The following is a 12976-nucleotide window of genomic DNA, read 5'->3' on the forward strand; positions in this document are numbered from 1 at the left end:
GTACAGGAAAGATTGAGGAGGACGACAGATGGCCGACATCTGCGTTGTGGGCGGAACCCGGTTCTTCGGCAAGATCCTCGTACGGGAACTGCTCGACCGGGGCCACCGCGTCACCGTCATCACCCGCGGCCGGACGGCCGACCCGTTCGGGGACTCGGTACGACGGCTGCGCGCCGACGTCAACCAACCCGGCGAGCTGGCGGCCGCCGTGGCCGGTGAGCGGTTCGACGCGGTGATCCACCAGATGTGCTACACCCCGATCGCCGCCCTGGAGGCCTCCCGGGCCTTCGGCGACCGGGCCGGGAGGATCATCCTCACCAGCACCGTCGAGGTCTACAACACCGACACCTTCCGGTGGCGGGTCCCGGCGCCGGCCATCAGCGCCTTCGCCCACGAGGACGAGCTCGACCCGGCGAAGTACGAGTACGACACCGACCTCCCGTGGGGCGAGCTCTCCTACCTGGAGGCCAACTACGGCGAGGGCAAGCGCCAGGCCGAGGCCGCGCTGGTGCGCAGCGCCGAGGTGCCCGTCATGATCGCCCGGGTGGCCCACGTGCTGGCCGCCGAGGGCGACTTCACCGGCCGGTTCCGCTTCCACCACGACCGGATCACGGCCGGGGAGCCCGTCGTCGTGCACAAGCGGCACGGCCGGACCTCCCTGGTCCACGCCGCGGACGCGGCCCGGTTCCTCGCCTGGGCGGCCACCGCCGAGGTCACGGGCACGGTCAACGTGGCCTCGCCCGACAGCGCCGGCCCCCTCGACATGTGCGCCGCCGTCGAACGGGCCACGGGGCTCACCGCGACCGTGATCGAGAAGGACGACCCGGCCGGCGACCCCGCGCTGTCCCCGTTCTCCTTCCCCGTCGACTTCGGGGTCACGACCACCCGGCTGGCCTCGCTCGGCCACGCCTTCGCCCCCGTGGCCGAATGGCTCCCCGAACTCGCCCGTACGACAGCCCAGGAGCAGTGATGTTCGACCTCATCGTCATCGTCCGCGTACCGAAGCCGGACGACATCGCCCCGGTCGCCGACGCGCTGGCCCGGATGCGCCCGGTCTGCCTCGCCGAGAACGGCTGCGTGAGCTGGGAGGCGTACCAGTCACACGAGGACGCCGGCCGGTTCGTCCTCGTCGAACGCTGGGCCAGCCGCGACCACTGGGAGGCGCACGGCGAGCTGTCCGCCATCCAGGACATCTACCTCCCCGACATCCTCCCGCGCATCGAGCGCGAGATTCACCCGAGCGTCCCCCTGGGGACCACGTCCGAAGGAGCCACCGCATGACCACCCCGCGCCGCATCGCCGTAGTCGGTGGCCGTCCCGCCCCCGTCCACGGAGCCAGGGAACTGGGCATCGACGTCACCCTGGTCCACACGGAGGGCCAGTTCGACCGGGCCGAGGCCGAGCCGCACTGCTCCGCGATCCTCACCGGCGACATCACGGACGCCGGTGAACTCCTCGCGCTGCTCCAGCCGTTGCACGAGGCGAACCCGTTCGAGTTCATCCTGACGACCACCGAGCTCGCCGCGGTGTCGGTGGGCGAGGTCAACGCCAAGCTCGGCCTTCCCGGCACCAGCCCGGACGTCTCCCGGACCATCCAGGACAAGGCGCTGACCCGGCAGGCGCTGGACCGGCACGGGCTGAGCCCGGTGCTCTACCGGCAGATCCACAGCGAGGCCGAAGCGGTCGAGTTCCTGGAGCGGGCCGGCGGTCCCATCGTCCTGAAGCCCGGCCAGGGCGCGGGAAGCCTGCACATCCACAAGGTGGACAACGCCGAGGACGCCGCCCGCGCGGTGCGGGAGGTGGCCGCCTTCGGCTACGGCGGCGTGCTGGCCGAGGAGTTCCTGGAGGGCCCCGTCGTCAGCGTCGAGGCGTTCTCCCACCGGGGCCACCACGTGGTGCTGGGCATCTGCGAGTACCAGGTGAACGAGCACTTCGTCGAGTGGGAGTGCAGCGTCTCCAGCGACCAGGCGGCGCCGTACTTGGCCGCCCTCCACGAGCTCACCGCCGGCGTCCTCGACGCGGTCGGCCTGACCGACGGCCCCTCGCATAGCGAGTTCGTGCTCACCCCCAAGGGACCGCGGCTGCTGGAGACCCACAACCGGCTCTCCGGTTCCGGCATCCCCGAGATGGTCAATCGGTCGACCGGCTGGGACCCGGCCCGGCTCTTCATGACCGTCCCGCTCGGCATCGACCGGCTCCCGGACGTCGCCCCGAGGCCCGAGCGCGGCTCCGCGATCCGCTTCCTGGACTCGGATGCGGGGCGGATCACCGCCATCACCGGGGTGGACGACCTCCCCGTGCCGGTCCGCTGGGTCCCGGCGGGGACCACGCCTCCGCACATGATCCCCTTCCTGAAGAGCTTCACCGGCCAGGAGGCCGGAGCGGTGATCAGCAAGCACGTCGGCGACACGGTGGCGGCCATGGACTCCCTCCTGGCCTGCGACAAGGGCTACGTGTTCGCCACCGCGCCCACCCGCGCGGAAGCCGTCCGGCGCTGCGAGGAGCTCGCGGCCCGCATTCGCTTCCACGTCGCCGACGAGGAAGCGAATGCGGGCTGAGACGGCCGGCGCCCGCCGCGCCGGCCGCTCCACCGGCCTCCTCAGAGGAGGTCGGTGAAGAGCTGGTAGCCGGTGGGGTCACCGGGCATCTGCCAGTGGAAGCCCTGCAGGAAGAAGCAGGCCAGCAGGTTGCTCACCGCGAAGAAGACGAGCACGGCGAGGGTGAAGCCGGCCGCCCGGCGCAGGGCGGGGGAGGTCTGCGCGGCGTCGAGGGGCTGGGCCGAGTGGGCCAGGGCCAGGTTCACGGCGCCGGCCAGCACGGCGAGGCCGAAGGTGATCGCGGCCCAGGTGTAGAGGTGCAGGCCGAAGAGGGCGCCGGCGTAACCGGGGTCCGGGGGCACGATGTGCATCAGGACCTGCGCCCCGGACACGGTGCTGCCGATCAGCGCCGACACGATGGCGACGCCCCACCCGGAGGCGAAATCGGCGGTGGTCACCGGTCCCCTGCGCGAGCGGGCCACGATCATGGCGGGGCCGACGGCGCTGAGCAGCATGAACATGCGCTGCAGCAGGCACATGGGGCAGGGGTACTCCCAGAGCCCGAACTGGAAGACGTACGCGCCGCCGATCGTGGCGCACATGCCGAGGACGTACGCGTGGGCGAACCAGAGGCCGAGGCGGTTGGAGAGCCCGGCGGTGCGGGCGGGGGCGAGGGTGGTGGTGCTGGTCATGGTCGGCTCCTCCTCAGAAGCTCAGGCCGAAGGCGCGGTCGAGGTGGGGGAGGAACGCCAGCGCGGTGAGCGCCAGGGTCCCCGCCCACAGCAGCAGCTGTGACCTGCGCGGCCAGTCGCGCACGACCGCCCACACGCATGCGGTGATCAAGAGGAAGAGGATGCTGTACATGGTGTCCCTGCTTCATTGGGGGGTTGCGGTTCCACCCTCCGGCAGGGGACCGGGCGCCGGTAGCGGCATCCGGTCGATGGGTCCATAGACCGGTTCTATGACCCCGGTACGCCGACCGCTACGGCCGCCGCGCGATGGCGTACAGGTCCCGCGCCGGGCCGCTCGGCGTCTGTCCGGCCGGCCATACGGCGCGCAGCGCGCGGGCCATGTCCAGGTCGCGCACCTGCGGGGACACGAGCGTGCCGGCGGCCAGTTCGGCCTCCACCGCGAGCGAGCTGAGCACCGCCGGGCCCGCCCCGGCGGCCGCGGCCGTCTTGATGGCGGTGGTCGAGGACAGCTCCAGCAGGGCGGTCGGCTTCCATCCGGGCAGCCGCGCGGTGACGGCCCGTTCGAAGGAGGTACGGGTACCGGAGCCGGGCTCGCGCTGGATGAGCGGGGTGGCGGCGAGCTCGTCGAGGCCGATCGGCGCCCGCCGGGCGCCCCAGGGGTGGCCGGGGGCCACCACCACGAGGAGCCGGTCCCGTGCGACCAGCCGGCTCTGCAGCCCCTTGGGCGCGCGCGGGCTCTCGATGAAGCCGATCTCCGCCCGGCCCTCCAGCACGGCCCGTGCGGAGTCCTCGGAGTTCCCGGCGTGCAGGGCGATCACGGTCGACGGGGTGCGCGAGCGCAGGGCGATCAGCCACTTGGGGAAGAGGTACTCGGCGATGGTCTGGCTGGCGGCCACCCGCAGTTGGGAGTGGCGCCGCTCGCGCAGGGCGTCGATGCCCGCGTCGAGCTGGTGCGCGGCGTCGACCACCACCCGCGCCCACTCGGCGATCAGCGCCCCCGCCGCGGTGGGCCGGGAGCCGAGGGTCGACCGCTCCAGGACGGGAACGCCGACCAGCTTCTCCAGGTAGCGCAGCCGGGAGCTCGCGGAGGGCTGGCTGATGCCGTGTGCCTCGGCGGCCCGGCCCATGCTGCCCAGCTCGATGACGCTGAGGAGGAGTTCGAGGGCGGAGAGGTCCGGGACCCGCGGGGAGAGGTGCGGCACGTTCACAGGACCACCCTATGGACCGGGCCCGGACGGTCAGGCCCGCTGCGGCAGTGTCCCGGCGAGCAGTCCGCGCAGTGTCCGCCAAGCCGTCACCGCCCAGGCCACGAGGAGGACGGCGTACAGGGCGACGGCCAGCCACTCGTAGAAGTGCAGCCCCGTGTGCCGGGCGAGTCCCGCGGCACCGGTCACGCAGGTGCCGACGGGGAAGGTGAAGGCCCACCAGGTCATCGAGAAGCCCATCCCGTCCCGCCGGGCGCGCAGGACCGCCGCGGCGGCGAGCAGGAGCCACAACAGGGCGAATCCCATGACCGGCACCCCGTAGAGCACCGCGAGCATCCCGAAGCCCTGCGCGTACGGCTCCTGGACCACGTGGGGCGCGACGTCCGCGAACTGGTTGGCCGCGGTGACGGACTGGCCGAGCGGCCCGAGCACGAGGAAGAGCGTCGGCGTCAGGAAGAGGGGGAGGCGCGGGCCGGTCAGCAGCCGGGCGAAGACCACGGGGAGCATCACGAGGGTGGCCATCATGCTCAGCCCGAACATCCCGTAGCAGCCGAGCAGCAGCAGCTCCCGCCACTGGCCGGCCGGCAGGTGCGGCAGGAGCAGCGGGCCGAGGGCGGCGGAGACCAGCGGCGCGACGACGGGAAGCAGCCATACGGGTGAGGCGCTGCCGGGCTTGAGGCCGTGACGGGCGGCCATCAGGTACGGGATCGCCACGGCGGACAGCAGCCCGATGCCCGTGCCCGCGAGGTACAGGACGGTGTCCACGGCGAGGGCCGCACGGGCGCCGATCCAGTCCTTGCCGACCAGCATCGTGCCGCCGCCGACGGAGAGCAGCGCCATCGCGAGGCAGCCGTAGAAGGGGGCCATCGCCGGGTCGAGGAGGTGCGCGCGGGCCCGGTCGCGGTGGTGCCGCCAGTGCAGGGCCCGGGCGGTGAGCAGGACGGCGAGCATGACGACGGAGAGGGCCCAGAAGACCTGGCACAGGACGCGCAGTCCCGGGAAGGCAAGCGGCAGGGCGACGCCCGCGTTGGCGATGATCGCGGTGCCCATGACCGAGGCGTACCAGTTCGGCCCGAGCTCGCGCACCGCGCCGGCCCGCCGCTGTGTGCCCGTGCCCGTGCCCGTAACCGTGACCATGGCTCCAAGATCGCGCGGATCCTGGAGGCCCGCCACCGGTGGATCAGCGGTCGGTCATGGAGACCGGGTTCTCGGCCTCCAGGAAGGAGGAGCGCCGCAGCTTCCCGAACGCCGGACCGACGGCGTCCCGCAGTTCCTCCGCCGTTTCCGGCTCAGCACGCGCATGCACGGCAACAACGAACGGAGATTCGCCGCCAACGCCGATGCCGAGGCCCTCACCACAGGTGGCCGCACCCGCCTCGCCGAGGTCGGCGTACGGGTCGACGCCTTCCGCGCCCTGTCGACGCGGGGCTTCTCCGACGAGGACTACCGCACCGCCGTCACCGTCCTGGAGCGCATGGCGTTCAACCTGGAAGAGACGGCCTAAGCCGGCAGCGCGGCGGCGATCAGCTGGGCCAGGTGCGTGGCCTCCCGGCCCGTGCCCTGCCGGATCTGCGTCCGGCAGCTGAAGCCGTCGGCGAGGACCAGGGTTTCGGCCGCGGCGGCCCGTACTGCGGGCAGCAGCACCTGCTCGCCGGCCGCCACGGACACCGCGTAATGGGCGCGTTCGAAGCCGAAGTTGCCCGCCAGGCCGCAGCATCCGGACTTCAGCACCGTGTTGTCGACCCCCATCCGCGCCAGCAGCGCCGCGTCCGCCCCGAACCCGGAGGTCGCGTGCTGGTGGCAGTGGGTCTGGCTGATGGCCGTCGCCCCGGTCCGCGGCGGCTGCCAGTCGGCCGCCCGGCTCCCGAGGAGTTCGGCGAGGGTGACCGTGGCCGCGGCCACCGCCCGTACCTCCGTGCCCCCGCCGAGGAGTTCGGGCAGGTCCGTGCGGAGCGCCGCCGTGCAGCTCGGCTCCAGTCCGACGACGGGCACGCCCGCCCGCACCGCCGGTGCCAGCGCCGCCGTGGTGCGCCGGGCGACGCGGCGGGCGACGCCGAGCTGCCCGGTGGTGATCCAGGTCAGCCCGCAGCACTGCGTGCCGTCCGGAACCCGTACCGCGAAGCCGGCGGCCTCCAGGACGGCCACCCCGGCCTTGAGCACCTCGGGCGCGAAGTGGTTGCCGAAGGTGTCCACCCACAGCATCACCGGGCCCCGGTGGCCTTCCCGGTGACCTTCCCCGTGGCCTTCCCGCCGGCCGCCGCCCCCGGCCTCCCGCTCCCGGAACCACCGCAGGAAGGTCTGCTCCGCGAGCCGCGGCAGCTCCCGCTCCCGAGCGATCCCGCCGGCCCGTTTGACCAGCGGCGCGAGCCGCGAGCCCGCCACCGCGTTCACCGTCTGCCGCAGGCCCGGCCGGTCCGTCCACCGGGCCAGGGCCGGCAGCCACCCCATCGTGTAGTGGGAGACGGGACGCAGCCGTGCCTTGTAGTGGTGGTGCAGGAACTCCGACTTGTACGTGGCCACGTCCACGCCCACCGGGCAGTCCACGCTGCACGCCTTGCAGGACAGGCACAGGTCCAAAACGTCCCGGACCTCCTTCGAGCGCCACCCGTCGGCGATCACCTCGCCCTGCGTCATCTCGTACAGCAGCCGCGCCCGCCCCCGGGTGGAGTCCTTCTCGTCCCGCGTCACCCGGTAGCTGGGGCACATGACCTCCCCGCCGGGCTCGGCGTCGCGGCATGTGCCCACGCCCACGCAGCGGCGGGTGGCCTTGGTGAAGTCGCCGCCGTCCGCGGCGTAGGCGAAGACCGTCGTCAGCGGGAGCTCCTTGCGCAGCGGGCTCACCCGGAGGCTCCCGTCCACGGGCACCGGCCGCACGATGATCCCCGGGTTCAGCCCGTTGTCCGGGTCCCAGGCGTCCTTGTACGCCGCGAACAGGGCCATCACCCCGGGCCCATACACGAGCGGCAGCAGCTCGGAGCGGGCCCGCCCGTCGCCGTGCTCGCCCGACGGGGAGCCTCCGTGCTCGGCGACCAGCCGGGCCGCGTCGGTCAGGAACGCCCGGAAGACGGCGGCGCCTTCGGCCGTACCGAAGTCGAAGTCGATCCGTACGTGCAGGCAGCCCTCGCCGAAGTGCCCGTACAGGGCCCCCTTCAGCCCGTGCCGTTCCATCAGCGGCCCCAGCGCCCGCAGGTACGAACCCAGTCGCGCGGGCGGCACCGCCGAGTCCTCCCAGCCCGGCCAGGCCTCCGACCCGTCGGGCCGCCGGGTGGCCAGCCCCGCCCCGTCCTCCCGGATCCGCCACAGCCGGCGGGCCCGCCCCGGGTCGCCGACCACCTGGCTGCCGGTGAACCCGGCGGCCCCCTGCGCGGCCGCGGCCAGCGCCCGGGCCCGCTCGGGCAGTTCCTGCGCCGGCCCGCCGAGCTCGGCGAAGAGCCAGGCCCGCCCGGCGGGCAGGGTGTCGACGGCCTCCCGCGTCTCCGGCCGGGTGATCACGTCGGTCAGCGCCTGGTCGAGCCCCTCCAGCGCCAGCGGCCGGTGCTCCAGCAGCGGCACCACCGCGTCGGCGGCGGCGTACGCGTCCTCGAATCCGAGGACCACCAGGGTCCGGGCGGGCGGCGGGGTGACCAGGCGCAGGGTTGCCGATAGCACCACGGCGAGGGTGCCCTCGCTGCCGACGAAGGCCTTCGCGAGGTCGAAGCGGTGCTCGGGCAGCAGGTGCTCCAGCCCGTAGCCCGACACCTGCCGCGGGAAGCGGCCCAACTCGGTGCGGAGGGTCTCCAGGTTGTCCTGCGCGAGCCGGTGCAGCGCCCCGATCAGCCGGCCTCGGTCGTCGTCCGCCGCCACGGCTTCGGCGACCTCCTCCCGGGTCATCGGGCCGAGGCGGACGACCGTGCCCCGGTAGGTGACCACTTCGAGCGCGGCCACGTTGTCGGCGGTACGGCCCCAGGCGAGGGAATGCGTACCGCACGCGTTGTTGCCGATCATCCCGCCGATCGTGCAGCGGCTGTGCGTGGAGGGGTCGGCGCCGAAGAGCAGGCCGTGCCCGGCGGCCGCCCGCTGGAGGTCGTCGAGGACGATGCCCGGTTCCACGGTGGCGGTGCGGGCGGCCGGATCGAGCGCGATCAGCCGGTTGAACCAGCGGGAGAAGTCGAGCACCACCCCCGCGCCGACCGCCTGCCCCGAGGTGCTGGTGCCGGCGCCGCGCGCGGTGACCGGCACCTTCAGCCGGCGGCACACGGCGAGCGCGTTCAGGACGTGCCGCCGCTCGCGCGGGAGGACCACGCACAGCGGCACCTGGCGGTAGTTGGACGCGTCGGCCGAGTACTGGGCCCGCCGGCCCGCGTCCCCGGCGACCTCCCCGCAGTCCCCTCCGGCCAGGGCCCGGGTCACGGCTGCCGCATCGTGGCCCGCGGGGGTCTGGAACCTCGTCGTCACGGTGCTCTCCGCTCCTGTGCGCGGTGTCGGGCGGGGGTGCGCCCCCATGGTGTCCGATCCCGTTCCCCGCTCAGGGCCGCCCCGCACACGGCGGGCCACTCGTCCGGGTGATCACCCTCCGTCGGCCTCGATCCCCGCTGCGACATCTCGCTATAAAAGGGCCCGTCATGTTGATCAACTGATGGGCACTCACCATGCTGAAGGCCGCTCTGCAGGTCCTCGCCGCCGCCTCGCTCGCCTCCGCCGCCGCCATCGCCCCCGCCTCGGCCACACCCACGGCATCGGCATCGGCACCCACGGCATCCGCCCCCACGCCATCCGCCCCCACCCCCGAGACCAGCCCCTGCGGCCCGGTCACCGAGTTCGACGCGTGGGACTGGTTCAGCACCACCACCAACCCGTTCATCGCCTACGCCGTCCAGGCCACCGCGCAGTCGGAGAACTGGCACTGGCGCGCGGACGACAACACCCTGTGGCGCGGCGACACCCGGGAGAACGTCGAGGAGCTGTTCCGGACCGGATTCACCCCGCGCGGCGACCAGTTGATCCCCCTGGCCGAGTACATCGTCAAGGGCGGCGGCCAGACCAGCGCGCACCTCAGCACCAGCTGCGAGAAGTGGGTGGCCGAGAAGTTCGCCACCTACGGCAGCGCCAAGACGGGCTGGGTCTACGAGATCGAGGCGCCGGGCGGCATCGACGTGAACTCCACCGCCTGGGCCAACGGCTACGAGTCGCCGTACCTGTGGAACAAGGAGATCGACTTCCCCGGCGGGGTCGAGGGCCGCTTCATCAAGCAGGCCTGCAAGATCCGCCTGACCGGCACCGACCCGGTGACCAAGGTCAATACGTACGAGAACCTCGGCTGCAAGGACAACCGGGGTTTCGCACCCTTCCGCACGGCGGACGGACCGGCCGACGAACCGGCGGCGGCGCTCAGCCGCTGAACCCGAGCGCCAGAGCGACCACCGCGGGGGCCGCGTACATGATCGGGAAGACGGCGTGCGCGTACGCCTTCGCCCGGAACGTCGTGAGCACGGCCCCCGCGAAGTAGAGGGCGATCCCGATCGCCGCGGCGACGCCGATGGCCGGTACGAACAGCCCGGCCACGAGGCCCAGCGCCCCGGCCGCCTTGGCGACGCCCAGCCAGGTCCACCACGAGCGCGGGACCCCGTACTCGGCCAGCGGCCCGACGACGAACTCGGCCTTGGCGAAGACCGAGTAGGCCGAGAAACCGACCATGAGCGCGCCGACCAGAGCGAAAACAACGGCGGTGGTGGACATCTGGACTCCTCTGGAGACGGGCTCCGGTGCGATCCTCGCTCCGGTCGGGTTTCCCGCCTGCTTCACTCCTCTGACCCGCCGCACGGGGCGTGTGTGACAGCCCCGCCGAAATTCTTTTCCGGGAGTTCGAACGCGGCCGGGATCTGACCTACATCCCGCCTACCGCCCCCCGTATGACGATTCTGGTGACGGGTGCGACGGGAACTCTGGGCCGCCACGTGGTCGGCCGGCTGCTGCGGGACGGCCACCGGGTGCGCGCGCTGACGCGCACTCCGGCCGCGGCGGCCGACCTGCCCGCCGGGGTCGAGGTGGCCGTCGGGGACCTGACCGAGCCGGAGACCCTGGCCGCCGCCCTGGAGGGCGCCCGCGCCGTGCACCTGATCGGCGCGACCGGGCACGACCACGCCCCACTGCGGACCGGTCCACAGATCACGGCCATGGCGGCCGGGGCGGGGGTACGGCGCATCACGGTCCTCGCGGACGGCTCCGAAGGCGGGCTGACACGCGCCGTCCGCGACAGCGGCCTGGAGTGGACCTTCGTCTGGCCGATCGACTACATGGCCAACGCCCTGGGCTGGGCCGACGCCATCCGCGCCACCGCCGAGGTCCGCGAGCCGTACGGCGCCCGCCGCACCGCCTCGGCCGACGAGCGCGACGTCGCCGACGTCATCGCCACCGTCCTGACCGGGGGCGGCCATGCCGGCCGGCGCTACGTCGTCACGGGCCCGGAAGCGCTCACCCCCGCCGACAAGGTCGCGGCCATCGCGCGGGCGACCGGCCGGGAGCTGCGCTTCACCGCACTGACCGACGACCAGGCGCGCCTCCAGTGGCGGGCCGAGGGCTGGCCGGAGGAGGGGATCTCCTTCATGTTGGACATGTGGGCGACGGTCCCCGGCTCGGTGGCCGAGGTGACCCCGACGGTCGAGCGGATCCTCGGCCGCCCGCCGCGCAGCTTCGACCGGTGGGCCACCGACCACGCCGACACGTTCCGGGCCCATGCAAGGAATCAGCACCCAGTGAAATGCGATATGCGATCCACATCGACCTAAAAACCTTGCAGATGAGGTTCTGAACTCCATCAGTCCGGGCATGAGAGCCCCATGGCCAAACTGATCCTGCACGGAGACCTGGACCACCCGGCGAAGCTGAGCGTCGCGGACCTGCGCTCATGGGAGCAGCACCGCGCGGTGGTCACGTTCGACTGCGCGACGAACGGGCCGCAACACCACGTGTTCGAGGGAGCGTTGCTCCACGACGTGATCGCGGACGCGGGTCCGGCGTTCGATGCCCGTCGACGCAAGGACCGGAGCCGATTCATGCTCGCGATCAGCGGCGGGGACGGGCACCACACCGTCCTGTCCTGGGCGGAGCTGGACGGGGACTTCGCGGGCAACCCGGTCCTGCTGGCCACCCGGCTCGACGGGGAGGACCTCGACGAGCCGGGCTGCCAACTGGTGGTCCCCACGGACCGCTGCGGGGCGCGGTACGTCAGCGCCGTCACCCACGTATGGTTCGGCGCCCTGTCCCCGCCGACCCTCGGCCTCTGAACCGTCCGGCCCCTCAGGCGTTGGCGAGGGAGACCTCGGTCGCCTTGATCAGCGCCACCACGGAGGACCCGGCGGCCAGGCCGAGCGCCTCGACGGCGTCGGCGGTGATGGCGGCGGTGAGCCCGCCGCCGTTCACGTCGACCTTGACGGACGCCATGGCGGGACCGACGGCCACGTCGGCGACGGTGCCGGCGATCTGATTGCGGATCGAGATCCCGTCCACGGGCCCGGTGGCGAGGGCGACCTCGGTGGCCTTGACGAGCGCCTTGACGGCGGACCCCTCGGCCAGGCCCAGGTCCTTGACGGCGTCGGCGGTGATGGCGGCTGTGATGTCCTGGCCGCCACCCAGCCGGACCTTGACCGTCGCCATGGCCTCACCTGTGGTGACGGTGGTGACGGTGCCGGTGATCTGGTTGCGGATGCTCAGGCTCATGAGTCGTTCGACCTCTTACGTATCGGCTTCGTGCGGGTCCGGTGGGAACCACACGAATCGACCGTAAACACCGTGCCCTTGACTTGCGTTCAACCCGTCGCATCCACCAACCGGAACCACCCGCTCGGCTCGTAAGTGCCGTTGTTCCGGGCTTCTCCCCGGCGAGCTCCGCGTAAATCCGTAGGGGCCGAACCGGCCGCCAACTACCCTCGCCCGCATGACGCCACCCCGCCTGATCCCCCTGCTCGCCCAGTTCGACTTCGCCCACCGGCGCCTCGTCGACCGTATGGCGGGCCCCGTCATGGACAGCGGCGACGGCTCGGACACCAAGGTCGGCCCCATGACGGACGCGGAGTACCTCTGGGAGCCGGTCGCGGACTGCTGGTCCGTACGCCGCCGCGCGGACGGGCCCGGCCCGCGGGCCACGCTCCTCGCCGGCGCCGGCGACTGGGGGCGGGACGCCGCGGCCTACCCGCACCCCTCGCCTCCGCCGTTCACCACGATCGCGTGGCGCCTGAGCCACCTCACCGAGATGCTGACCCTGCGCGCCGACCACACGGCCGGCACCCGCTCCCGGACCCGGAACGACTACCGCGTCGAGGGTGACGTCGCGGGCGCGGTACCCGGCTTCGACACCGCCGCCACCGCCTGGCGCGACGCGCTGCTGAGCATCGACGAGGCCGCGCTGGACACCGTTGGGCACTGCACCTACCCGCACGGCAGCGACGCGGAGGAGCCCTTCATCGACATCGCCTGGTGGGTCAATCAGGAACTGCTGCACCACGCTTCGGAGATCGCCCTCCTCCGCGACCTCTACCGCTCCCGCGGAGGACAGCCCTGAGCGGAG

Annotated in this window: 16 protein-coding genes; 8 read left to right on the forward strand and 8 right to left on the reverse strand. The window is 72.8% G+C overall.

The features are described from left to right. Positions 1 to 28: 28 nt before the first annotated feature. The 3 genes from OG625_RS18285 to OG625_RS18295 are packed head-to-tail and all read left to right on the forward strand — an operon-like array spanning position 29 to position 2558. Positions 29 to 970, forward strand: coding sequence for an NAD-dependent epimerase/dehydratase family protein (locus OG625_RS18285; protein ID WP_329381908.1), 942 nt, complete (start codon positions 29 to 31; stop codon positions 968 to 970). Then, positions 970 to 1281, forward strand: coding sequence for a putative quinol monooxygenase (locus tag OG625_RS18290; RefSeq protein WP_329381910.1), 312 nt, complete (start codon positions 970 to 972; stop codon positions 1279 to 1281). Before OG625_RS18285 ends, OG625_RS18290 begins: the two co-directional genes overlap by 1 nt. Continuing rightward, on the forward strand, positions 1278 to 2558 hold the full coding sequence (locus OG625_RS18295) for an ATP-grasp domain-containing protein (RefSeq protein ID WP_329381912.1): 1281 nt from the start codon (positions 1278 to 1280) through the stop codon (positions 2556 to 2558). The genes OG625_RS18290 and OG625_RS18295 overlap by 4 nt, the downstream gene beginning before the upstream one ends. A 41-nt stretch (positions 2559 to 2599) precedes the next feature. Here the strand turns inward: OG625_RS18295 and OG625_RS18300 are convergent, their stop codons facing one another. The 5 genes from OG625_RS18300 to OG625_RS18320 all read right to left on the reverse strand — a co-directional run bounded on the left by OG625_RS18300 (position 2600) and on the right by OG625_RS18320 (position 5740). Then, positions 2600 to 3229: a disulfide bond formation protein B gene (locus OG625_RS18300; protein WP_329381915.1), complete on the reverse strand. Its 630-nt coding sequence runs from the start codon at positions 3227 to 3229 to the stop codon at positions 2600 to 2602. 13 nt (positions 3230 to 3242) lie between these two features. Then, positions 3243 to 3401 carry a hypothetical protein gene (locus OG625_RS18305; RefSeq protein ID WP_329381918.1) on the reverse strand — a complete coding sequence of 53 codons (159 nt, stop codon included), beginning with the start codon at positions 3399 to 3401 and terminating at the stop codon, positions 3243 to 3245. Positions 3402 to 3519: 118 nt separating this feature from the next. After that, on the reverse strand, positions 3520 to 4437 hold the full coding sequence (locus OG625_RS18310) for a LysR substrate-binding domain-containing protein (protein ID WP_329381921.1): 918 nt from the start codon (positions 4435 to 4437) through the stop codon (positions 3520 to 3522). A gap of 30 nt (positions 4438 to 4467) precedes the next feature. After that, positions 4468 to 5571, reverse strand: a complete 1104-nt coding sequence (locus OG625_RS18315; protein ID WP_329381924.1) for a TDT family transporter — start codon at positions 5569 to 5571, stop codon at positions 4468 to 4470. Positions 5572 to 5614: 43 nt separating this feature from the next. Next, positions 5615 to 5740, reverse strand: coding sequence for a hypothetical protein (locus OG625_RS18320; RefSeq protein ID WP_329381927.1), 126 nt, complete (start codon positions 5738 to 5740; stop codon positions 5615 to 5617). Between OG625_RS18320 and OG625_RS18325 the strand changes: the two genes are divergently transcribed. After that, positions 5735 to 5938: a hypothetical protein gene (locus OG625_RS18325; protein WP_329381929.1), complete on the forward strand. Its 204-nt coding sequence runs from the start codon at positions 5735 to 5737 to the stop codon at positions 5936 to 5938. The two genes, OG625_RS18320 and OG625_RS18325, sit on opposite strands and share 6 nt — an antisense overlap. On the opposite strand, the gene OG625_RS18330 is transcribed toward OG625_RS18325, so the two are convergent. Then, positions 5935 to 8868, reverse strand: coding sequence for an FAD-binding and (Fe-S)-binding domain-containing protein (locus OG625_RS18330; RefSeq protein ID WP_329381932.1), 2934 nt, complete (start codon positions 8866 to 8868; stop codon positions 5935 to 5937). The two genes, OG625_RS18325 and OG625_RS18330, sit on opposite strands and share 4 nt — an antisense overlap. Positions 8869 to 9062: 194 nt before the next feature. Here OG625_RS18330 and OG625_RS18335 point away from each other — a divergent pair, with 194 nt between their 5' ends. Then, the gene (locus OG625_RS18335) at positions 9063 to 9812 is read left to right on the forward strand and encodes a scabin-related ADP-ribosyltransferase (protein WP_329381935.1); all 750 of its coding nucleotides are present in this window, start codon (positions 9063 to 9065) and stop codon (positions 9810 to 9812) included. Here the strand turns inward: OG625_RS18335 and OG625_RS18340 are convergent. Then, entirely contained in the window at positions 9802 to 10149 is a 348-nt protein-coding gene (locus OG625_RS18340) for a DoxX family protein (protein ID WP_329381938.1), read from the reverse strand. The genes OG625_RS18335 and OG625_RS18340 overlap by 11 nt on opposite strands. A 173-nt stretch (positions 10150 to 10322) precedes the next feature. Here OG625_RS18340 and OG625_RS18345 point away from each other — a divergent pair, with 173 nt between their 5' ends. After that, positions 10323 to 11198: an NmrA family NAD(P)-binding protein gene (locus OG625_RS18345; RefSeq protein ID WP_329381941.1), complete on the forward strand. Its 876-nt coding sequence runs from the start codon at positions 10323 to 10325 to the stop codon at positions 11196 to 11198. Positions 11199 to 11249: 51 nt separating this feature from the next. Then, positions 11250 to 11696: a molybdopterin-dependent oxidoreductase gene (locus OG625_RS18350; protein WP_329381944.1), complete on the forward strand. Its 447-nt coding sequence runs from the start codon at positions 11250 to 11252 to the stop codon at positions 11694 to 11696. A 13-nt stretch (positions 11697 to 11709) separates the two neighbouring features. Here the strand turns inward: OG625_RS18350 and OG625_RS18355 are convergent, their stop codons facing one another. Next, the gene (locus OG625_RS18355; RefSeq protein WP_329381948.1) at positions 11710 to 12129 is read right to left on the reverse strand and encodes a TOBE domain-containing protein; all 420 of its coding nucleotides are present in this window, start codon (positions 12127 to 12129) and stop codon (positions 11710 to 11712) included. A gap of 217 nt (positions 12130 to 12346) precedes the next feature. Here OG625_RS18355 and OG625_RS18360 point away from each other — a divergent pair, with 217 nt between their 5' ends. After that, positions 12347 to 12970 carry a DinB family protein gene (locus OG625_RS18360; RefSeq protein ID WP_329381950.1) on the forward strand — a complete coding sequence of 208 codons (624 nt, stop codon included), beginning with the start codon at positions 12347 to 12349 and terminating at the stop codon, positions 12968 to 12970. Positions 12971 to 12976 lie beyond the last annotated feature (6 nt).

This window comes from Streptomyces sp. NBC_01351 (genome assembly GCF_036237315.1).
Taxonomy (GTDB): domain Bacteria; phylum Actinomycetota; class Actinomycetes; order Streptomycetales; family Streptomycetaceae; genus Streptomyces.